The sequence below is a fragment of the Acidimicrobiales bacterium genome, from assembly GCA_040219515.1.
GTDB lineage: Bacteria > Actinomycetota > Acidimicrobiia > Acidimicrobiales > Aldehydirespiratoraceae > JAJRXC01.
This window is the reverse complement of record JAVJSI010000007.1, coordinates 64,095-84,191: the sequence shown is the minus strand read 5'-3', so window position 1 is coordinate 84,191 and position 20,097 is coordinate 64,095. Positions and strand designations below refer to the sequence as shown.

The 20,097-nt window shown below is 68.6% G+C and carries 18 protein-coding genes and 2 tRNA genes; 12 read left to right on the top strand and 8 right to left on the bottom strand.

Going from position 1 to position 20,097, the window contains the following annotated elements:
* The 5 genes from RIB98_04870 to RIB98_04850 are packed head-to-tail and all read left to right on the top strand — an operon-like array spanning position 1 to position 4,650.
* On the top strand, positions 1-984 hold the full coding sequence (locus RIB98_04870; protein MEQ8840289.1) for an ATP-binding cassette domain-containing protein: 984 nt from the start codon (positions 1-3) through the stop codon (positions 982-984).
* Positions 981-1,559 carry an RDD family protein gene (locus RIB98_04865; protein ID MEQ8840288.1) on the top strand — a complete coding sequence of 193 codons (579 nt, stop codon included), beginning with the start codon at positions 981-983 and terminating at the stop codon, positions 1,557-1,559. The genes RIB98_04870 and RIB98_04865 overlap by 4 nt, the downstream gene beginning before the upstream one ends.
* Positions 1,556-2,677 carry an ABC transporter permease gene (locus tag RIB98_04860; protein ID MEQ8840287.1) on the top strand — a complete coding sequence of 374 codons (1,122 nt, stop codon included), beginning with the start codon at positions 1,556-1,558 and terminating at the stop codon, positions 2,675-2,677. The genes RIB98_04865 and RIB98_04860 overlap by 4 nt, the downstream gene beginning before the upstream one ends.
* Positions 2,667-3,713, top strand: coding sequence for an ABC transporter permease (locus RIB98_04855; GenBank protein MEQ8840286.1), 1,047 nt, complete (start codon positions 2,667-2,669; stop codon positions 3,711-3,713). Before RIB98_04860 ends, RIB98_04855 begins: the two co-directional genes overlap by 11 nt.
* Positions 3,714-3,738: 25 nt before the next feature.
* A complete protein-coding gene (locus RIB98_04850) occupies positions 3,739-4,650 on the top strand; it encodes an alpha/beta hydrolase (GenBank protein MEQ8840285.1) in 912 nt (303 codons plus the stop codon).
* On the opposite strand, the gene RIB98_04845 is transcribed toward RIB98_04850, so the two are convergent.
* Entirely contained in the window at positions 4,647-5,942 is a 1,296-nt protein-coding gene (locus tag RIB98_04845; protein MEQ8840284.1) for an acyl-CoA dehydrogenase family protein, read from the bottom strand. The genes RIB98_04850 and RIB98_04845 overlap by 4 nt on opposite strands.
* Positions 5,943-5,962: 20 nt before the next feature.
* Here RIB98_04845 and RIB98_04840 point away from each other — a divergent pair, with 20 nt between their 5' ends.
* Positions 5,963-6,643 (top strand): cysteine hydrolase, encoded by a 681-nt coding sequence (locus RIB98_04840; protein MEQ8840283.1) that lies wholly within the window; start codon positions 5,963-5,965, stop codon positions 6,641-6,643.
* A 69-nt stretch (positions 6,644-6,712) separates the two neighbouring features.
* Here the strand turns inward: RIB98_04840 and RIB98_04835 are convergent, their stop codons facing one another.
* The 3 genes from RIB98_04835 to RIB98_04825 are packed head-to-tail and all read right to left on the bottom strand — an operon-like array spanning position 6,713 to position 11,391.
* A complete protein-coding gene (locus RIB98_04835; protein MEQ8840282.1) occupies positions 6,713-7,543 on the bottom strand; it encodes a thioesterase family protein in 831 nt (276 codons plus the stop codon).
* An 8-nt stretch (positions 7,544-7,551) separates the two neighbouring features.
* Positions 7,552-9,033, bottom strand: a complete 1,482-nt coding sequence (locus tag RIB98_04830) for a sulfatase (GenBank protein ID MEQ8840281.1) — start codon at positions 9,031-9,033, stop codon at positions 7,552-7,554.
* Positions 9,034-9,036: 3 nt separating this feature from the next.
* A complete protein-coding gene (locus tag RIB98_04825) occupies positions 9,037-11,391 on the bottom strand; it encodes a glycoside hydrolase family 3 N-terminal domain-containing protein (protein MEQ8840280.1) in 2,355 nt (784 codons plus the stop codon).
* A gap of 89 nt (positions 11,392-11,480) precedes the next feature.
* On the opposite strand from RIB98_04825, the gene RIB98_04820 reads away from it, so the two are divergent.
* The gene (locus RIB98_04820) at positions 11,481-13,922 is read left to right on the top strand and encodes a glycoside hydrolase family 3 C-terminal domain-containing protein (protein MEQ8840279.1); all 2,442 of its coding nucleotides are present in this window, start codon (positions 11,481-11,483) and stop codon (positions 13,920-13,922) included.
* Here RIB98_04820 and RIB98_04815 read toward each other — a convergent pair whose 3' ends face one another.
* From RIB98_04815 to RIB98_04805, 3 genes are all read right to left on the bottom strand, one after another.
* Positions 13,923-14,768 (bottom strand): cyclase family protein, encoded by an 846-nt coding sequence (locus tag RIB98_04815; GenBank protein MEQ8840278.1) that lies wholly within the window; start codon positions 14,766-14,768, stop codon positions 13,923-13,925.
* Positions 14,769-14,787: 19 nt separating this feature from the next.
* The gene (locus RIB98_04810; GenBank protein MEQ8840277.1) at positions 14,788-15,618 is read right to left on the bottom strand and encodes an SDR family NAD(P)-dependent oxidoreductase; all 831 of its coding nucleotides are present in this window, start codon (positions 15,616-15,618) and stop codon (positions 14,788-14,790) included.
* 93 nt (positions 15,619-15,711) lie between these two features.
* Positions 15,712-16,431 carry a dienelactone hydrolase family protein gene (locus RIB98_04805; protein MEQ8840276.1) on the bottom strand — a complete coding sequence of 240 codons (720 nt, stop codon included), beginning with the start codon at positions 16,429-16,431 and terminating at the stop codon, positions 15,712-15,714.
* A gap of 66 nt (positions 16,432-16,497) precedes the next feature.
* Here RIB98_04805 and RIB98_04800 point away from each other — a divergent pair.
* From RIB98_04800 to RIB98_04790, 3 genes are all read left to right on the top strand, one after another.
* A tRNA-Cys gene (locus RIB98_04800) sits at positions 16,498-16,572 on the top strand.
* A gap of 110 nt (positions 16,573-16,682) precedes the next feature.
* A tRNA-Val gene (locus RIB98_04795) sits at positions 16,683-16,756 on the top strand.
* Positions 16,757-16,759: 3 nt separating this feature from the next.
* On the top strand, positions 16,760-17,044 hold the full coding sequence (locus RIB98_04790) for a chorismate mutase (protein ID MEQ8840275.1): 285 nt from the start codon (positions 16,760-16,762) through the stop codon (positions 17,042-17,044).
* Between the two features lie 13 nt (positions 17,045-17,057).
* Here the strand turns inward: RIB98_04790 and RIB98_04785 are convergent, their stop codons facing one another.
* Entirely contained in the window at positions 17,058-17,492 is a 435-nt protein-coding gene (locus RIB98_04785) for a nuclear transport factor 2 family protein (GenBank protein ID MEQ8840274.1), read from the bottom strand.
* An 86-nt stretch (positions 17,493-17,578) separates the two neighbouring features.
* Here RIB98_04785 and RIB98_04780 point away from each other — a divergent pair, with 86 nt between their 5' ends.
* Positions 17,579-18,346, top strand: coding sequence for a GntR family transcriptional regulator (locus RIB98_04780; GenBank protein ID MEQ8840273.1), 768 nt, complete (start codon positions 17,579-17,581; stop codon positions 18,344-18,346).
* The gene (aceK, locus tag RIB98_04775) at positions 18,343-20,091 is read left to right on the top strand and encodes a bifunctional isocitrate dehydrogenase kinase/phosphatase (protein ID MEQ8840272.1); all 1,749 of its coding nucleotides are present in this window, start codon (positions 18,343-18,345) and stop codon (positions 20,089-20,091) included. The genes RIB98_04780 and aceK overlap by 4 nt, the downstream gene beginning before the upstream one ends.
* Positions 20,092-20,097: the final 6 nt, after the last annotated feature.

Here is a 20,097-nt window from a genome sequence, read left to right as displayed (position 1 = left end):
ATGGCCGGCACGGGTAGCGCCCACCTCCGTTCGCCCGACGACGCGATTCTGCGGGTCGAGGATCTCGTCGTCGAGTTCCCCCTGCCGGGCGGTCAGACCGTCCGGGCGGTCTCGGGGATCAGTTTCGATCTGATCGAAGGAGAGACGCTCGGCTTGGTCGGCGAGTCGGGCTGCGGCAAGTCGACCACCGGACGAGCCATTCTCCAGCTGCGACCGCCCACGTCCGGATCGGTGAAGTTCGAGGGCACTGAGCTGTGCGAGCTCGGCCATCGCGATCTCCGCAGGATCCGGACCCGTCTCCAGATGGTGTTCCAGGACCCGATCTCGTCGCTCAATCCGCGACGCAAGGTCAAGGACATCGTCGCCGAGGGCTTCGACATCTGGGGTCGACCCGATGACGCGGCTGAGCGCATCGACGAGGCCCTGACCGCCGTCGGCCTCGATCCCACGGTGGTTGGCGACCGCCGCCCCCACGAGTTCTCCGGCGGGCAGTGCCAGCGGATCTCGATCGCCCGGGCCCTGCTGATGCGGCCTCGCATCCTGGTGTGCGACGAGCCGGTCTCGGCACTCGACGTGTCGGTGCAGGCCCAGATCCTCAACCTGCTCGAGGAGATGAAAGCGCGTTTCGGGCTCACGATGGTGTTCATCGCCCACGACCTCTCGGTGGTGAACAGCATCAGCGACCGCGTGCTCGTGATGTACCTGGGCAAGGTCTGTGAGGTCGGCGCACCGGGCGCGCTCTTCGAGCGGCCGTACCACCCGTACACCGAACTGCTCATCAGGTCGATCCCGCTGCCCGACCCGCACATTCCCCGCACCCCCTCGGCGGTCCAGGGCGAGATGCCGTCGCCGATCGACCCACCGAGCGGCTGCCGGTTCCGCACCCGCTGTCCCCATGCCACCGACGTCTGCACCACGACCGAGCCGCAGCTCGTCGAGGTGAGCCCCGGTCGCCACGTCGCCTGCCACCATCCGCTGTCATGAGCGCCTCGACCCGCGCCCGACTCTCGCTGTCCGCCCGGCGGATCGCCGCCCGTCTGGTCGACGGCTTCACGGTGTTCTTCCTGTCGTTCGGACTCGCCGTGACCGTCCTGTTCGCGGTCATGGCACCGCTCACCGACGCGCTCGACGTCGGACCATGGGGGCGTGCCCTCGCTCCTGCGCTGCTGGTCTTCGTCGTGGCGGTGACCTACGAGACGGCGTTCGTCGCTCGGCGCGGTCAGACCCCGGGGAAGGAGCTCTGCAACGTAAAGGTCATCGCGGTCGACGCCCCGGGCCCCCGGGCGTTCGGTCGTGCCGTGGTCGCGTGGGGTGTCCTGGTCGTACCCGATTTCGGCCTGGCGCTGCTGCCGGTGGCGGTCGGAGTTGTTGCGCTGCTTGCGGACCCCCGGGGCCGCAGCGTGTTCGATCGAGTATTCGGCACATGGGTGATCGACTACGACGCCGACATCGAGGAGGGACCGGTCGTCGCTGCGGCATCATCCGACGAGATCGAGTCCCGCTACGGCCCGCGGCTCTGGCGGGCAGTCACCGGATCGCTGGGGGTGTCGAAGCCATGATGCGCATCATCGGCAACCGGCTCCTGAAGCTGGCGCCCGTGCTCTTTCTGGTCTCGCTGGCCACGTTCTTCCTGGTCGAGCTCGTTCCCGGCGACCCTGCCATTCGGCTGCTGGGCAATGACGCGACCCCCGAAGACGTGGCCCGCATCCGTATGGAGCTGGGCCTCGACCGTCCGGTCCTCGAGCGCTACACCGAATGGCTCGGCAACGCCCTCCAGGGCGACTTCGGCAACTCGCTCCTGAAGCCCGCCTTCAGCGTGCGCGAACTGCTGGTGCAGAGCCTGCCCATCACGCTCCAGCTCGCGACCATGGGCATTCTCATCGCCCTGATCGTCGCCATCCCCACCGCCTTGTGGGCTGCCTACCGGGAGGGGAGCGGGTTCGATCGGGCCAGCAACGCGCTCACCTCGGCCCTGATCTCGATCCCGAGCTTCGTCGCTGCGCTCCTCCTCGCCTTCCTCTTCGTCTCCAACCCCACGGTGCCGCGCACGGCCATCGGCATACTCGGCGTCGCCGCCGGCCTCTGGGCGCTGTGGACGGCGCGGCCCGGGGCCGCGCCGGGCGGACGGTTCCGGGTGCGCTGGCTGCTCATCGGCGTCGGCATTCTCGCCCTCACCGCACTCGTCACGAACAAGTTCCCCGCCTTCAACCGCACCGGTTTCTCCCGAATCACCGCCGAGGAGGGCCTCAGCGAGAACCTGCGCACGGCGTTCCTGCCCGCACTCACGATCGCGCTCACCGAGATCGCCGTGTTCACCCGCCTCCTGCGCAGCGACCTCATCGCCACCCTGCAGGAGGACTACATCCTGTCGGCTCGGGCCAAGGGCATGTCCCCGGGCAAGGTGCTGCGCAAGGAGGCGTTGCGGCCATCGTCGTTCTCGCTGGTCACCTTGCTGGGGGTCAGCCTCGGCCGGGCCATCGGCGGCACCGTCATCGTCGAAACCGTGTTCGGCATCCAGGGCGTCGGACGACTCGTCGTGAGCGATGGTGTGACGCCCGGCGACTTCCCGATCGTGCAGGGCGGCGTGCTCCTGATCGCCGTGTTCTACGTGTTCATCAACCTGCTGGTGGACCTCTCGTATCTCTACCTCGACCCGAGGGTGCGCGATGCCCGTTGAACCAGTGCCCGCCGAAACCCGGGCCACCACGACAACGCGGTCGGCGGGCGCGGCTGCGGCGTGGATCGCCGTCCTGTTCGTCGGTGCCGTCATGGTCGCCGTGGGAATGGCGATCGAGTTCCCGATGGCCGCGCGGGTGATCGGCGGTCTCGTCGGCGTCTTCGTCATGTACACGGGGCTCGACCGCGCACTTCGCCACTGGATGGGCCGTCCGGTCGAGACCGACCTGTGGCTCGCCCTGGCATGGGTGGTGATGCTCGTCGGTGCGGCGGTGTTCGCCGACTTCCTGCCGTTGAGCGAGTCCTACGACAGCTCGCTGACCCTCACCGACCCCAGCCGGGCCACGCCCGACCTGCTGTCGGCCCACCCGTTCGGCACCGACTCGCAGGCCCTCGACATCCTCGGCGGCGTGATCTACGGCGCCCGCGTCTCGCTCCAGGTGAGCCTGATCGCGGTACTGGTCGGCACCGTCCTCGGTGGCCTGATCGGCATCGCAGCCGGCTACTTCGGCGGTCGACTGGACTCGATCATCGGTGTGCTCACCGACTCGACGCTCGCCTTTCCGCCGCTGATCCTCCTGCTCGCGCTGGTCACTGCGATCGAGCCCAGCGTGTTGAGCATCGCCCTGGCCCTGGCGTTGCTCGGTATCCCCACCTATACCCGGCTGGCCCGGGCGAACACGCTCACGCTCGTGCACCGCGAGTTCGTCGTGGCGGCCCGCACCCTGGGGGCCGGGCACACGAGGATCATCCTGCGTGAGCTGGTGCCCAACGTGTTGCGCCCCCTGCTGTCGTACTCGTTCATCATCGTGGCGGTGCTGATCGTCGCCGAGGCATCGCTCAGCTTCCTGGGCGTCGGCATCTCGCGGCCCACGCCCACCTGGGGCAACATGATCTCGGCCGGCCAGGGAGAGCTGCGGACCTCGCCACACCTGGTGTTCATTCCGTCGGCGGTGATGTTCGTCACCGTGTATGCGCTCAACCGGCTCGGTGACAAGGCCCGCCAGTTCTGGGACCCGCGGGACAGTGCTCTTTAGGGACAGTGCGTTCTAAGGTCGGCTGATGGCTGTCGAGAAGGTTGACTACGACGAGTTCGGGCTGTTCCACGAGAACGCGTCCGAGTACGGCATTCCGTATCCGGGTCCGCCGACGGTGCGCCGGGAGAACGTCGAGTTCGACGACGGCCGGCACCTGAGTGCGCTGGTGTGGGGCGACGACCCACCGGAGCTGGTGTTGCTCCACGGCGGCGCCCAGAACGCCCACACATGGGACACCGTCGCGCTCGCCCTCGGGCGCCCGCTCGTGTGCATCGACCTGCCCGGCCACGGTCACTCGGGACCGCCGGCCGATGCCACCACGGACGCGAACCGCAACGCCGAGGATCTCGCCGAGGTCGTGCGCACCCTCGCCCCCGACGCGCTCGGCGTGGCCGGAATGTCGCTCGGCGGACTCACCATGCTCGCCCTCGCCGACCACGCCCCCGAGCTGGTGCGCAAGGCGGTGCTCGTCGACGTCACCCCCGGTGTCGATGCCGAGAAGACCGAACAGATCACCGCATTCGTCAACGGTCCCGAGTCGTTCCCGAGCTTCGAGGACCTGCTCGCCCGCACCATCGAGTTCAACCCCACCCGCACGGTCGAGTCACTGCGTCGCGGCATCCTGCACAACGCCGAGCAACGGCCCGACGGCGGCTGGGTCTGGCGCTACGCGCGGTTCCGCGGCACTGAAGCCGGCGGGTTCCCCCAGTTCGAACGGCTCTGGGACATCATCTCCGACCTGACCGTGCCGGTCATGCTCGTGCGGGGCATGCGCGAGCAGTCGGTCGTCGACGATGCCGACGAGGCCGAGCTCCTTCGTCGCCGACCGTCGGCCCGCGTCGAGCACGTGGCCGAGGCCGGCCACAGCGTGCAGGGCGACACCCCGCTCGAGTTGGCTGCGCTGCTCGAGGACTTCGTCTTCGAATCCTCCAGCTAGGAGTTCCCCACCTCGTGTTCGAGGAACTCGGCGTACTTGGCCCGAGCGGCCTCGCGCACAGCCGGGAGGTGCGCCCTCGGGAACAGCCCGTCGTGGGGCCGGTATCCCTTGAGGAGCTGACGGGCGAGCACGACCTTGTGGTTTTCGGTCGGGCCGTCGGCGAGGCCCATCACCTCGGCGGCGACCATCCAGCCGCTGAACGGCATCTCGTTGGAGATGCCGAGTGAGCCGTGGAGGTGCATCGATCGCTGGACGACGTCGTGCAGCACCTTGGGCATGGCGGCCTTGATCGCCGAGATGTCCTTGCGCACGATCTTGTAGTCGTTGTGCTTGTCGATCAGCCAGGCGGTCCGGAGCACCAGCAAGCGGAACTGTTCGATCTCGATCCAACTGTCGGCGATCTTCTCCTGCGTGATGCCGAGCGACGCGAGGTTGCCGCCGCGGACGTCGCGGGACAGGGCCCGTTCACACATCAGGTCGAACGCCTTGCGCAGGGTGGCGATCGTGCGCATGGCGTGGTGGATCCGGCCACCGCCGAGGCGGGTCTGGGCGATCGCGAACGCCTGGCCCTCACCGCCGAGCACATGGTCGGCGGGTACCCGCACGTCGTCGTAACGCAGGTACGCGTGGGAGGCGTGTTCCTCGGATTCGGTGCCGATGCCGACGTTGCGGATGATCTCGATGCCGGGTGTGTCGGTGGGGATGATGAACATCGACATGCCCTGGTAGGCGCTCACGTCGGGATTGGTGACCGCCATGGTGATGAGGAACGTCGAGTACTTGGCATTCGACGAGAACCACTTCTCGCCGTTGATGACCCACTCGTCACCGTCGAGTTCGGCCCGAGTGGTGAACAGCGTCGGGTCGGCCCCGGCATGGGGTTCGGTCATCGAGTAGCACGATGAGATGTGGTTCTCGAGCAGTGGTTCGAGATAGCGGGCCTTCTGCTCGTCGGTGCCGTAGTGGGCGAGGATCTCGGCGTTGCCGGAGTCCGGCGCCTGACAGCCGAAGATCGTGGGCGCCCACCCGGAGCGCCCGAGGATCTCGTTGAGCAGCGCCAGCTTCACCTGGCCGTAGCCGGGGCCGCCGAGCTCGGGACCGAGGTGGCAGGCCCACAGCGCCTGGTCCTTCACCTGCTGCTGGAGGGGGCGGATCAGGTCGATCACGCGCGGGTCGCTCTTGTCGAACGGACTGCCGAGCACGTGGTCGAGTGGCTCTATCTCCTCGCGGACGAATTCGTCGGCCCAGTCGAGCTTGGCCTGATAATCCGGTTCTGTCTCGAAGTCCCACATTGGGCCATCATGTTCGCACGATGGACGATGACGCCAAAGCCCGCCGAGACCAGGAACGCCTCGCCACCCTGGTCGGCCCCGCGCACACTGCGGTGTTGACGATGGAACTCCAGCAGGGGGTGGTGGGCGAGGGCGCGCTACTGCCTGCCCTGGTGGCCAGGGTCGCCGAGGCGGGCACGATCACCCACGCCGCTCGCGTGTGTCGGGCCGCCCGTGGTGCGGGGGCGAGTGTGGTGCACTGCACGGTCGAACACCGGGCCGACGGCATCGGTTCCACCGAGAACTGCAAGATCTTCGCCATGGGGGCCAAGCTCCGGCGCGAGCAGGGAATCGTGCCCACCGAGATCGGCACCCCCGGCGCCGCGCTCGTGCCCGAGCTCGGGCCCGAACCGGGTGACGTGGTCGTGCCCCGCATGCACGGCATGACCCCGTTCATGTCGACCTCGCTCGACCAGATGCTGCGCAACATGGGCATCACCACGATCGTCGCCACCGGCGTGTCGGTGAACCTCGGCATCCTCGGCCTCTGCATCAACGCCATCGACCTCGGCTACCAGGTGGTCCTGCCCCGCGACGCCGTCGTGGGCCTCCCCGCCGACTACGCCGACGCCGTGATCGACCACACGTTGTCGTCGATCACCACCATCACGACCACCGACGAACTCTGCCGACTCTGGCCCTCCCCACCCCCCACAAATTGAGGCGAGTCGGCCACCGCTGCGGTGGTCAACTCGCCCTCAGAAGGATTGGTTGTCAGAAGGATTGGTTTCTCAGAACGACTGGCCCTGGGGCATGGCCCGGATCATGTTGTCCTGGATGTAGCTCGCGACGAGCGCGCCGGCACGGTCGAAGATGTGGCAGCGGCCGTAGCTGCGACCCCCGCCCGCGAACGGTGCTTCGTGCTCCATCAGCAGCCAGTCGGTCATCGAGAAGGGGCGGTGGAACGTGAGCGTGTGGCCGATCACGCCGGTCGAGAGGTCGACGTGGGCGCGGTCATAACCCATCCCCGCATGGGGACGCATGGCGGTGCCGATGAGGAAGCCGTCGGTGCCCCACGCCAGCACGGCCTGGTTGACGAGCGGATCGTCGGGGGTGTGACGGCTGCGGTACCAGACGGTGAGCTCGGCCGGTCCGACGGGGGCGGCGCTGTCGACGAGGTCGACCCCGTCGGCGATCACGAACTCGGCGCCGGGGAACACCGAGTGGCCGGTGTCGCCGTCGCCCGCCGGCGGTGTGCGTTCGGGCGCAGGGTCGTGGTGCTCGATCAGGTCGGGCTCGCCGGCGTCGGTCAAAACCTGGGCACGGGCACAGATGCGGTCGCCCTGCACCGCGGTGATCGTGTGGCTGGCGAACGATCGTCCGCCGTGGAAGGTGTCGACCAGCAGTTCGGTGTCGGCGTCGACCCTCGCCGCTCGGGCGAACGTCGTGTGGATCGTCCTCACCGTCTTGCCCTCGCTGTGGGCTCCGGCGGCGGTGATCATCTGGGCCAGCAGCTGGCCGCCGAACACCACGGGGTTCTCCGCGGCATCGCCGGCGTTGGTCACCGCGTAACGGTTCTCGGACACGGGCTCGAGGCGCAGGATTGGCGGGATGTCACTCATGGGTCTGTTCACTTCTCCGGCTTCGCGTCGTCGGGGAATCGCTCGACGAGGGCATCGGCCCAGTGACCACGGTCGGTTGCTCGTAGCCGTTCGAGGTATTCCGGGAGCGCACCGCGCACATGGAGCGGGCCACCCTCGGCGAGCACGATGTCCATCGGGTCGCCGAGATCACCGAGCGCGAGCGGGACCTGCTCCCGGGTCCAGGCCTCGAGCCGGTCGGCACCTTCGCGCACCCGGTCCGGTTCGGCCGGGGCGAGATCGTGGGTCTCGTGCGGGTCGGCGGCGAGGTCGAACAGCATCTCGTCGTTCCAGTGCGGGTGGTAGCCGTCGTGCCAGGTCCGGAGATAGAGGTGATCGCCCCAACGCACACCCCGTTGACACGACCAGGCGCCCTGCGACAGGAACAGGGCGTCGCGTCCGTTGTCGGTGCCCGCGTCGAGTTCGGCCTTGGTGCTCTCGCCGCTCCACCAATCGGTCGGCACGGCGATGCCCGCGAGATCGACGGCGGTGGCCGCGATGTCGAGGTGGTACTGGAGGCCCGAGAACACCCGGGGCTCGACCCCGGGCCAACGCAGGATCGACGGGATGTGGCAGGTTGCCTCGTCGGCCGCCTGATGGTCGGCGTAGACCCCGAGTTCCCCGAACGCCTCGCCGTGGTCCGACGAGATGAGTACGGCGGTGTCGTCGAGCACGCCCAGGTCGTCGAGCTTGTTCATCACGGTGCCCACCGCGTCGTCGGCGTAGCGGATGCCCACGTCGTAGCCGTCGAAGATGCCCTTCAGCGTTTCCATCGAGTCCGCGTTCCACGGCTGACGAGGGGGGAGCGGACCCCACTCGTCGGGCTTGAAGCCCCACGGTTCCTGGGCGGAATGGGGCCCGGCCAGGCTCCAGTTGTGGGCCCGCACGTCCTCGGTGTGCCAGGCGGGCACCGGGTCATCGGCGAACGGGTTCCCGTAGTCGTCGGGCGTGTTGTAGGGCGTGTGCGGATCCCACAGGTGCAGGTGCAGGAACCAGTTGTCGTTCGCGCCGGTGCGGTCCAGCCAGTCGAGCGCGCCGGGGAGAACCTCGTCGGCCCGCTCGCCGCCGTAGCCCCGCATGAGGTTCATGGCCTCCATGACCCCGTGGTTCCACCACGAGGCGGAGTGACGAAACGGGAAGCTCGAGATCGACGCGGTGTGCCAGCCGGCCCAGTAGAACTTCGCGGCCCAGGCGTTCATCGCCACCTTGCCGAAGAAGCCCCGCTCGGCGCCCATCGGACGGAGGTCGGCCGCGAGCCCGCCATGGTTGGCGACACCGTTGCGGATGCCGAACAGGCCGGTGGCGAGCGCGGTGCGCGACGGCAGGCACGGCACGTCGGACGCGTACACGTTCTCGTAGCGGATCCCCTCGGCCGCCAGCGCGTCGATGTTGGGGGTGGTGTCGCGGTGGTAGCCGTAGCAGCCGAGATGATCGGCCCGCAGCGTGTCGATGTCGATGTAGAGGAAACGCATGCGTCAGACGACCTCGATGACGTCGGCAGTGGTTGCGACGATCGAACGTCGTTGGTAGTCGGTGCGTTCGCCGGCGAGATCCACCGAGGTGGCCCTCATGTCGGGATCAGCCGATGATCGCCCCACCCGGTACGTGAACGTACCGGCCTCGGTGGCATGGCGCATGTCGAGACCATGGAACGCGAGCCGACTGGGATGAACGGTGAACCGCACGCGTCGCGTCGCACCGGCCGGAATCGGCACCCTGCTGAAGGCGACGAGCTCGCGGATCGGCCGGGCCACCGAGGCGAACTCGTCGGTGACGTAGAGCTGAACGACCTCGTCGCCATCGCGCTCGCCGGTGTTGGTCACGTCGACCGTGACGGTCGTGGGCTCGGTCGTCGAGCCCGCGTCGACGTCGAGTGCGCCGTAGTCGAAGGTGGTGTACGACAGGCCGTGGCCGAACGGGAACAGTCCGGCGGCGGCCCGGTCGACATAGTCGCCGTAGAACTCGGCCTTGTCGCCCCGCCGGCGGGCGTCGTGGTGGATGGGGATCTGGCCGACGTGGGCGGGCAGGGTGATCGGAAGTCGGCCTGCGGGGTTGGCTGCGCCCGTGAGCACATCGGCGATCGCGTTGCCTCCCTCCTCGCCGGGAGGGACCGACCACAGCAGGGCGTTGGCGGCTTCGGCCTCGTCGACGAGCGTGTGCACCCGTCCGCTGACGACCACGACGACGACGGGTGTGCCGGTTGCCGCCACGGCCGCCACCAGGGCTCGCTGCGGGCCGGGGAGATCGAGGTCGGTGGCGTCGCGAGCCTCGCCCACGGTGGCCGACGGAACCAGCCCCGATCGGGCGCCGACGAAGACGATCGCGACATCGGATGTGGTGGCCGCCGCGACCGCCGCGGGTATCCCCGAGACATCGTCGCCGGTGTCGGCGCAGCCGGACTCGTGGACGATGGTGGTGCCGGGCAGCGCGGCGCGCAGCCCGGCCAGCGGGGTGACGTGGTCGGTGTAGTACGGCCCGGCGGCGAAGGCCCCGCCGGACTCGGGGAGCTGATCGGTGTCAGCCGTGCGGCCTTCCAGGAGGTAGATGATCTCGAGGTGGGCGGGGTAGTGATAGTCGCCCTGGAGCAGGCGTCGGTCGTCGGCATGGGGGCCGAGGACGGCGATGGAGGCGCAACCGGGGTCGAGGGGGAGCACACCGTCGTTCTTCAGCACGATCAGGCCCTCGGCCGCGGCCTTGCGGGCGAGGGCGCGCTGAGCCGGGGTGTCGAACACGGCGATGGCGGCGTCGGCGTCGACATAAGGGTTCTCGAACAATCCGAGCTGGAACTTCTGGGCGAGAACCCGAGCGCACGATACGTCGATGAGCGCCTCGTCGACGCGTCCGTCGCGCACGGCGGCAGGGAGGTGCTGGTAGCAGTCGAGCGATGGGAGTTCGATGTCGAGACCGGCGGCCAGTGCCTGGCGAGCGGCGGCTTCGGGGTCCTCGGCCGTGCGGTGGTCGAGATGCAGCTGCATCACGGCGAAGTAGTCGGCGACGACGGTGCCGGTGAACCCCAGCTCGCCCCGCAGCAGGTCGGTCAGCAGGGCGCGGCTGGCCGCCACCGGCTCACCGTCGATCGACGAGTAGCTGTTCATGATCGACGCCAGCCCGGCGTCGCGGATCGCGGCGGCGAAGGGTTCGGCGTGGACCTCGCGGAGCTCCCGGGGGCCGAGTTGCACGGGGGCCTGGTTGCGGCCCCCCTGCGACATCGCGTAGCCGAGGAAGTGCTTGCCGGTGCAGACCACCCCGTTGCGGAGGTCGTCGGTCTGCAGGCCCCGCACGTAGGCGACACCCATGCGGCCGCTCAACTCGGGCGACTCACCGTAGGTCTCCTCGACCCGCCCCCAGCGGGGGTCCCGCGCGATGTCGAGCACCGGCGCGAGGTTGTGGCGGGCCCCGACGGCGAGCATCTGGGTGCGGATGACGTCGGCCACCTCGCCCATCAGGTCGGTGTCCCAGGTGGCGGCGAGTCCCAGGCCCTGCGGGAACGTGGTTGCGCCACGCGACAGGAACCCGCCGACTCCCTCCTCGTGGATCACCGTCGGGATGCCGAGTCGGGTGCGCTCGACGAGCACCTGCTGGATCGAGTTGCCCAATCGAGCCGACTCGTCGGCCAACAGGCCCGTGCTGGCCCCGATGCGGGTGACCTGCCCGATGCCATCGGCGAGCTTCTCGGCGACGCGTTCGACGTCGAACGTCTCGTCCTTCACCAGCGAGGTGAGCCAGATCGCGCCGAGTTGGGCGACCTTCTCGTCGAGGGTCATGCGGCCCAGCAGGTCGGCCACCCGTTCGTCGACGCCGGCGGATGGGTCCCGGTATCGCTCGCTCACGGTTTCCTCGCTGACTTGTTGCTCACTGGTGCGCTCCCTGACATTGCGGCGAGACTAACCCGGACCGTTCTCTGACTCAGGTGGACACGATGACCGACCGGACCGACGCGCCCGACCTTTCTGCATCGGCGCTCGTCGCGGCGATGACGCTCGAGGAGAAGTGCGCGATGGTCGCCGGCCGCACCGCGTGGATCGTGCCCGGCTGCGAGCGCCTGGGCATCCCCGAGTGGTGCCTGAGCGACGGCCCGGTCGGGGTGCGGGGTCGTGACGTGGGCACGGGTCTCGTCGTGCCCGGGCCGTCGGCCATCGCCGCCACCTGGAAGCCGGCACTGGTGGAAGAGGTGGGGAGGGCGCTCGGTTCAGAGGCGAGGGATCGCCATGTCGACGTCGTGCTGGCACCCACGATGAACCTGCACCGGTCGCCCCGGGGCGGTCGGCACTTCGAGAGCTACAGCGAGGACCCGGAGCTGAGTTCGAGGATCGCGGTCGCCTACATCACCGGAGTGCAGCGCGAGGGCGTGGGGGCCTGCGCAAAGCACTTCGTCGCCAACGACCAGGAGTTCGAGCGGTTCACGATCGACGTGGATGTCGACGAGCGCACGTTGCGGGAGATCTACCTTCCGCCCTTCGAGGCCTCGGTCAAGGAGGCCGGGGTCCGCTCGGTGATGGGGGCCTACAACTTCGTGAACGGTGATCACGCCTGCGCCCACCCCGACCTCCTGGTCGGCGTGCTGAAGGACGAGTGGGGGTTCGAGGGCTTCGTCGTGTCCGACTGGGGCGCGATCAAGGAGACGGTGGCGCCCGCCGTCCACGGGCTCGATCTGGAGATGCCGGGCCCGGGCCGGTACTGGGGCCGCGGTCGCCTCCAGGCCGCGGTCGAGACCGGCGAGGTCGACGAGGCGCTGGTCGACGACAAGGTTCGGCGCATCGTCGACTTCCTGGCCTGGGCCGGGCGCGTGAGCACCCCGACCGATCACGAGGAGACGCCGGTCGATCGCCCCGAGCACCGCGACCTGGCCCGGCTCGCGGCGACCGAGTCGATGGTGCTGATCAAGAACGCGCCGGCATCGAGCGGGGACGCGGTGTTGCCGCTGCCGGACACGGGGTCGGTGGCGCTGATCGGTCCCGGGGTGGCCGACACGGCCCTGCTCGGCGGCGGCTCGGCCAGCCTGATCCCGCAGCACTCGACCAGCGTGCTCGATGCGATGACGGCCCGCCTCGGCGACCGCATCGTCGGCACTGCGCCCGGGATCGACATGAGGCGACGAGCCGACCGGGTGCCGGTCGACTGGATCGGTGAGGGGGGCGTCGCCTTCGACCTCTACGACGGGATGACGATCGAGGGTGAGCCGTTCGAGACGATCACCCGGCCTACGCCGTTCAGCGTCTGGATGGGCGACGGCTGGCCCGAGGGTCGTGGTGCGATCACCGTCGTCGCCCGGTTCACCATGACCCCCGAGGTGTCGGGCCGTCACCGGGTCTGCGCGATGGGCTTCTCGCACGCACAACTCTTCGTCGACGACGAGCTCGTGGCCGACAACGAGGTGCGTGGCTTCAGCGCCGGCCTCGGGCAGCACGGGGGCGAGGGGTTCGTCGATCTCGAGGCGGGCCAAACCTACGACGTGCGACTCGAGCACTACCCGCGTGACTCGAGTCAGTGGATCTGTGTGGTCGACGTCGGAGCGGAACTCGATCTTCGGGACCACGAGGGTGGCCTCGCCGAGGCGGCCACTCTGGCCGCAACCGCCGACGTCGCGGTCGTGGTGGTCGGGTCGAACGCCGAATGGGAGTCCGAGGGAGGCGATCGCGAGTCGATCGAGCTGCCCAACGGTCAGGACGATCTCGTCCGTCGCGTGGTGGCCGCGAATCCCAACACGGTGGTGGTGCTGAACTGTGGGGCGCCCATGACGCTGCCCTGGCTCGATGACGTTCCTGCCGCGGTGCTGGCCTGGTATCCGGGCCAGGAGGGTGGCGAGGCGATCGCCGACGTGTTGACCGGTGCGGCCGAACCGGCCGGCCGGATGCCGACCACCTGGGCCCGGGCCGACCGCGACACACCGGCCTTCCTGAACTACCCCGGCGAGGCCGGCGTGGTGCGCTACGGCGAAGGCGTCTTCGTCGGCTACCGCTGGTACGACGCTCGGGGGATCGAACCGCTGGTGCCGTTCGGCCACGGCGGGTCCTACACGTCGTTCGCGTGGGGGACCCCGGCGGTGTCGGGGACCGGTGTCGACCTCGTGGTCGAGGTGCCGGTCGAGAACGTGGGTGACCGGGCCGGGAGCGAGGTCGTGCAGGTCTATGTGGCGCCCGTCGACCACGTCGTGCCCCGGCCCGCGAAGGAACTGGCCGGCTTCGCCAAGGTCACGCTGGCCGGCGGGGAGCCGACGACCGCCACGGTCGCGCTGAAGGACCGGTCGTTCGCGCGCTGGGACCCGTCGATACACGACTGGGTGGTCGACCGGGGGACCTACCGGGTGGTCGTCGCGGCCTCGGCCACCGATGTCCGCGCCGTGCTCGAGGTCGAGGTCTGATCAGAGGACGGCGATCGGGTTGGCGGGCGAGCCGGTGCCGCCTTCCACGTGCAACGGGGCGACCGTGAACTGGAACGTCCACCGCTCGTTGGCCGAGCACGCGGCGGCGAGTCGGTCGAGGCGGAGATTGTCGAGCAGGTGCACGCCCATGCCGGCGAGTGCGCACTGGTGCACGGGCATGAACCAGCCCTCGATCCCGAGGCCCGGCATCGGGTCGTTGACGCCGTCGGCGCCGAGCACGGCGATGTCGCGGTCGTGCAGCCACGGGATGCACTCGGGGTGCAGGCGGGGAAGTCCGGTGAACGGGTTCCACGGGCCCTCGGCCGCGCGCCGTGCATCACGGCCCGTGGCCACGAGCAGGATGTCGCCGGCGGACACGGTCACACCCTGGACGGCTTCGCAAGCTTCGAGTTCGGCCAGGCGGATGACGTGTCCCTTGTCGAGCGAATCGACGCCGAGCGAGCGCGGGACATCGAGGAGCACACCTCGTGACACGATGCCGTCGCTCGCGCCCAGGATGCTGTTGCGGCGGGCACCGGTGCTACGGACCTCGGCGCCGTCGAAGCCGTTGTACATCCTGCCGTCGACGAACACATGGCAGAGCGCGTCGATGTGGCTGGTGGCCATGCCATGGAAGGCGACGCCCACGAAGTCGGGTTGTCGACCGCCGGTTGCACCGAGAGTGGCAGCGAACAGCTGACGACCTCGCCGGAGATCACCGCCGCTGCACCCTCCCGGCGCTTGTCCGGCGTGATCAGGTTGAGCGCGCCCACCTCGTCGTCGGCTCCCCACCGGCCCCAGTTCTTCACGCTCTCGAAGACCGACCGCATGCGGTCGGGAGTCCATTCGTCGTTCCCTCCGGCGGTCACGGTTCGAACCGGCTGCGGATCGCTTCGTTGGTCACGAAGATCGGCAGATCGTGTTCGTCGACACCGCCGCGGCTCGGCCCTCCGTCGACGTCGAGCGTCTGACCGCTGACATAGCTCGCCAGATCCGACAGGAGGAACATCGCCACGTCGGCGATGTCGTCGGGGCGGCCCCGGCGCTGGAGTGAGATGCTCATGGCCAATGGGTCGACCTCGTCGGGATCGCGACCCGAGCGGGGCGTGTTGATCGTGCCGGGTGCCAGCGTGTTGGCCCGGATGCCGTGGCGTCCCCACTCCATCGCCATCGACCGGGTGAGCGAGTCGAGGCCGGCCTTCGCCGCGCCATAGGCCGACAGCAGCGGCTGTCCCCTGCTGGCGATCGACGAGATGTTCACGATCGCCCCCGGGGTGCCCTGGGCGATGAGCTCCTTCGCGACGTGCTGGCACGCGACGAACGCGTAGCGGAGGTTGGTGGTCATCAGATGATCGAATGACTCGATCGGGAACTCGGTCATCCGATGCCAGTGCTCGGGGGTGGCCCCACCCACCACGTTCACGAGCAGCGTCGGGTGTCCGAGCTCGGCCGCACCGGCGTCGATCGCGGCGCGCAGCGCATCGAAGTCGCGCACGTCGGCGACCTGGGTCGAGACGCGACGGCCGAGCGATTCGACGTCGGCGCGGGTGGCGTCGACGTGCTCGTTCACCCCGCTGATCGCGATCACGTCGGCACCGGCGGTGGCGAGGTGGCGGCAGACCGACGTGCCGATCCCGCCGCCGCCACCGCCCACGACCAGCGCGACTCGTCCCGTGAAGTTGATCTCGATCGACATCGCGTCACTGTAGAACTCCACCCCCACCCCTCCCGAAATCCCCCCACCCCCGAAATTGAGGTGAGTTGACCACCGCAGCGGTGGTCAACTCCATCAAGTTGGTGGGGTGACGGGGGGCTGGAAACGATCGTGGATCCAGGTGCGGGTGATCTCGGCGATCTCGTCGGCGACTTCGGCCATGAGGTGGTCGGTGTCGGGGAACAGCCGGACCTCGCCGGTGCCAGCGAGAGAGCGGACCATCATCGAGTTCTCCGGACCGAGAATCGAATCGTTCTCGCCATGCAGCAGGAGCAGCGGCGTGTCGCCGATGCGGGCGGCTTCCTCGCAACCGGCCGATTGGGTGGCGTAGGTGATCACGCCTGCGGTGTGGGCCGCGAAGGTCGATGCAGCCTGGATCGCCACGGCGCCACCGAACGAGTGGCCGAGAATCGCGAACCGTTTTGCGCCGTTGCGCAATGCCAGATCCGCAGCGGCGCAGGTGTCGAGCAGCGAGCGCGTGAGGTCGCCGGGCTTGCGGTAGCCGACCGCCATCGCGGCGCGACCCTGCGCCGCGAGCTCGAGGCCGAAGTCGAGGTAGAGCGACCGTCCGGGGCCGAGCATGCCGCCCATGGCTCCGCCACACATCAGCACCACATCGTCGGCGTCGGGCGCGCCGTGCCACATGATCTGCAGCAGGCCCTCCATCGTGTAGATCTCGACGAGGCGGGTGGTCTCGCTCACCTCGCCGTCGGTCTTGGCCAGCACACCCAACATGTCGAGCGGCGAGCGCCGGGGAGCGGAGGCTGGCGAGCGCCGGTGCGGGACTTCGGACATCGCCTGATGGTCTCACGCAACAAAGGCCCGCACCAACGGTGAGGCCCGCTACCATTTCCCCCGCTGGCGCCGGTGCCCGAGCGGCCCAAGGGAACGGCCTGCAAAGCCGTACAGTCGCGGGTTCAAATCCCGCCCGGCGCTCGTCAGTTGGTCAGTACCGGGGTCGTCGCTTACGCGGCGGCCCCGGCTGGTTTCCGAGCGCAGAATCCTGTTCGGGATTTCGACGATCCGCTGCTACAGTTCCGGCCTCAGGGCCGTTAGCTCAGTTGGTTAGAGCGCCTGCTCGACACGCAGGAGGTCACAAGTTCGACTCTTGTACGGCCCACGAGTGAGTGATGAAAACCTCGAGCGATATCGCTCCAGCATCGACAACATCGATGCCGCGCTGATCCTTCTCCTCGCCGAGCGGTTCAAGGTCACGAAGGCGGTTGGGGAGTACAAGGCGCAGGTCGGACTCCCGCCGGCCGACCCGGCCCGCGAGGAAGCCCAGATCGCCCGCCTGCGCGAGCTGGCCGCGTCGGCCAACCTCGATCCGGCGTTCAGCGAGGCGTTCCTGCGTTTCGTGATCGCCGAAGTGATCCGCCATCACGAGCGAGCGGCCAACGGCGACTGACCCGCCGGTCCGCTCAGTTCACCGGTTGCTCGTCGATCCACACCAGCTCCAGGCGCCGGTTCGCGATGCGCCACCCTGCGTCGGTGGGCACGAACCGGTCGTGGTAGCGGATGTGCATGACCCGATCGGTCCGCTGCTCGTCGGCGACAGTCAGGTGGTGAGCGGTGCAGTACGTGACCCCCCGGATGTCGCCGTCGTGCGGCTCGAGAAGCTGTTGTCCCAGGACGTGTGTCGTCGCGTCGTAGCGGAGCAGGCCCTGCATCGCATCGAGGATCGCGTCGATGCCGTCGCGCACGCTGCGTCCGGAGTCGAGTCGGGCGTCGGCGACGAACACGTCACGCAGCCGGGCGAAGTCCCTGGTGTCGACGGCAACGGCGTAGCGTGCCGCGAGTTCGGCCAGCGCGAACCGGTCGTCGTGGGTGATCGAAGGACTGAGCGAGTGTGCCATCGAGGTCACGTTGCCACGAGCCGCTGTCGGCGGCCAGCGGGAGCCGATGCGCACCGCGGGCGCCGCTAGGGTGAGCGGGCGGCCCCATGGACTCCTCCCGACTCGACCGATCGAGCGCCCTGCCCCTGTGGGTGCAGCTCGAGAACGAACTGCGCCGAGCCATCGACGCCGGGGAATTCGACGACCGGTTCCCCACCGATCTGGAGCTGACGCGGCACTACGACGTGAGTCGGCACACCGTCCGAGAGGCCGTCGGACGGCTCCAGGCCGATGGTCTGCTCACCCGTGTGCGCGGGCGCGGAACGGTCGTCGAACGACCGGCGTTCGAGCAGCGCCTCGGTGCGCTCTACAGCCTGTTCTCGTCGATCGAGGCGGCCGGCGTCGAGCAGCGCAGCGAGGTGCTCGCGTTGGGGATGGTCGCCGATGCGCAGGTGGCCCAACGGCTCGGTCTCGATGCGGGGGCGGAGTTGTTCCGCCTCGAGCGGCTGCGGTTCGCCGACGACGAACCGTTGGCGCTCGACACGGCATGGCTGACTGCAGACCTCGGTCGCCCACTCCTCGACGCCGACTTCAGCCGCACCGCGCTCTACGACGAACTCGAGCAGCGATGCGGTTTTCGGCCCGATCGCGGTTGGGAGCGGATCGCGCCGGTCATCCTCTCGGACCCGCAACGCTCGGTGCTGCGGTCCGCACCCGACGAGGCGGCGTTCGAGGTCGAGCGGTTGGGCCAGTACGGTGCCGACGTCGTCGAGTGGCGAGTGACGTTGATCCGCGGTGACCGCTATCGGTTCTTCGCTGACTGGTCGGCGTCGGGAAGCGGCGGTCTACGCATGACCTCAGAGGAGCCAACGTGACCGAAACCGCCCCCCCGGTCGATCCGGCCGTCGAGCGGCTCGCCCGCATGCTGCACGATGCGTTCGACGACTACCACGACCGTTACCTGGGCGTCACGCATCGTGCGTCGCGTCGGTTCCTCGAGCGCGACTGGAGTGCCCTTCAAAGCGATGCCACCGAGCGTCTCGCGCTCCACAAGCAGCTGGTCTACGGGGTGGTCGACGCGGCCCGCCTCGTGTTGCCCGACGACGATTTCGCGGCGCGGGCGCTCTGGGTGCGGGCCCGGCGCCGCTATGTCGATCTCGTCGGTGAGCGCATGGATCTCGAGCTGGCCGAGACGTTCTACAACTCGGTGACGCGTCGCTTGTTCGAGATCGTCGGCCTCGACACCGACCTCGAGTTCCTCTGGCTGGGGCCGACCGCGCTGCCCGCCGACGACGGCACCCGCGGCGAGTATCGAGCATTTCCCAACGACGAGTCGCTGGCCGCTTGTGTGCGCGAGATCTTCGAGCACTCACCCCTGGCCGCCCACTTCGCCGACCTCGAGGGTGACGCGGAGCTCGTCGCCGCTCGGATCGGCGCACAGATCGACGAGATCTGGGATGGCCAGCTCGATGAGATCGACGTGCTCCGACCGATCTTCTACCGCAACAAAGGCGCCTATCTGGTCGGTCGTCTGCGGTGGCTCAACCGAGTGTCGCCGGTGATCATCCCGTTGCTCAACACCGAGCAGGGTGTACAGGTCGACGCCGTTCTCCTCACCGAGACCGACGCGAGTCGGCTGTTCGGCTACACCCGCTCGTATTTCCATGTGTTGTGCCGGCGCCCGGCAGCCATCGTCGGGTTCCTGAAGTCACTGCTGCCGGTCAAACCGGTGGCCGAGCTCTACACATCGATCGGCTACAGCCAGCACGGCAAGACCAACCTCTTCCGCGCGCTCTATCGGCACATGGAGCACTCGAACACACGGTTCGAGCGGGCCCGCGGTGCCCGGGGCATGGTGATGGCGGTGTTCACGCTGCCGTCGTTCGACGTGGTGTTCAAGCTCATCAAGGACCGCTTCGCACCCACCAAGCGCACCACCCCTGAAGAGGTGAAGCGGCGCTACAAGCTCGTGTTCAACCACGATCGCGTCGGCCGGCTGGTCGATGCCCAGGAGTTCACCAACCTCAGCTTCCAACGTGACCGCTTCGACGAGGATCTGATCGACGAGCTGCGCAACGACTGCGCCCGCACGGTCACCATCACCGACGACGAGGTCGTGCTCCACCACGTCTACACCGAGCGCCGCCTCTACCCGCTCGACCTCTACCTGCGGGAGATGGCACCGGATCGGGCCCGGGCGGCAGCCATCGACTACGGCTACGCGGTGAAGGATCTCGCGGCCGCGGCGATCTTCCCCGGTGACCTCTTCCCGAAGAACTTCGGCGTCACCCGCCACGGCGCGGTGGTGTTCTACGACTACGACGAGCTGGCGTTGCTCGAAGACGTGAACTTCCGCAAGATGCCGGTGAGCCAGAACTACGAGGACGAGATGTCGGACCAGCCGTGGTTCCCGGTCGAACCCCACGACGTCTTCCCGGAGGAGTTCAAGACCTACCTGCGTTCGCCGCGTGTCGTCGGTGAGGTGATGGAAACCCGTCACCCGGAACTCTGCACGGTCGAATTCTGGAAATCGATGCAGGAACAACACAAGCGCGGCGAGATGCCCGACTTCTTCCCCTATCCCGAGGAGCTCAGATTCGATGCCACTCTCACGAACTGAAGGACG

What these genes read in the sequence shown, in the direction of transcription:
- RIB98_04835 (MEQ8840282.1), bottom strand. Translation starts at nt 7,543, where the DNA reads ATGAGTGACATCCCGCCAATCCTGCGCCTCGAGCCCGTGTCCGAGAAC.
- RIB98_04840 (MEQ8840283.1), top strand. Translation starts at nt 5,963, where the DNA reads ATGGACGATGACGCCAAAGCCCGCCGAGACCAGGAACGCCTCGCCACC.
- RIB98_04805 (MEQ8840276.1), bottom strand. Translation starts at nt 16,431, where the DNA reads ATGTCCGAAGTCCCGCACCGGCGCTCGCCAGCCTCCGCTCCCCGGCGC.
- RIB98_04850 (MEQ8840285.1), top strand. Translation starts at nt 3,739, where the DNA reads ATGGCTGTCGAGAAGGTTGACTACGACGAGTTCGGGCTGTTCCACGAG.
- RIB98_04860 (MEQ8840287.1), top strand. Translation starts at nt 1,556, where the DNA reads ATGATGCGCATCATCGGCAACCGGCTCCTGAAGCTGGCGCCCGTGCTC.
- RIB98_04780 (MEQ8840273.1), top strand. Translation starts at nt 17,579, where the DNA reads ATGGACTCCTCCCGACTCGACCGATCGAGCGCCCTGCCCCTGTGGGTG.
- RIB98_04785 (MEQ8840274.1), bottom strand. Translation starts at nt 17,492, where the DNA reads ATGGCACACTCGCTCAGTCCTTCGATCACCCACGACGACCGGTTCGCG.
- RIB98_04845 (MEQ8840284.1), bottom strand. Translation starts at nt 5,942, where the DNA reads ATGTGGGACTTCGAGACAGAACCGGATTATCAGGCCAAGCTCGACTGG.
- RIB98_04870 (MEQ8840289.1), top strand. Translation starts at nt 1, where the DNA reads ATGGCCGGCACGGGTAGCGCCCACCTCCGTTCGCCCGACGACGCGATT.
- RIB98_04830 (MEQ8840281.1), bottom strand. Translation starts at nt 9,033, where the DNA reads ATGCGTTTCCTCTACATCGACATCGACACGCTGCGGGCCGATCATCTC.
- RIB98_04820 (MEQ8840279.1), top strand. Translation starts at nt 11,481, where the DNA reads ATGACCGACCGGACCGACGCGCCCGACCTTTCTGCATCGGCGCTCGTC.
- RIB98_04815 (MEQ8840278.1), bottom strand. Translation starts at nt 14,768, where the DNA reads ATGGACTCCCGACCGCATGCGGTCGGTCTTCGAGAGCGTGAAGAACTG.
- RIB98_04865 (MEQ8840288.1), top strand. Translation starts at nt 981, where the DNA reads ATGAGCGCCTCGACCCGCGCCCGACTCTCGCTGTCCGCCCGGCGGATC.
- RIB98_04855 (MEQ8840286.1), top strand. Translation starts at nt 2,667, where the DNA reads ATGCCCGTTGAACCAGTGCCCGCCGAAACCCGGGCCACCACGACAACG.
- RIB98_04810 (MEQ8840277.1), bottom strand. Translation starts at nt 15,618, where the DNA reads ATGTCGATCGAGATCAACTTCACGGGACGAGTCGCGCTGGTCGTGGGC.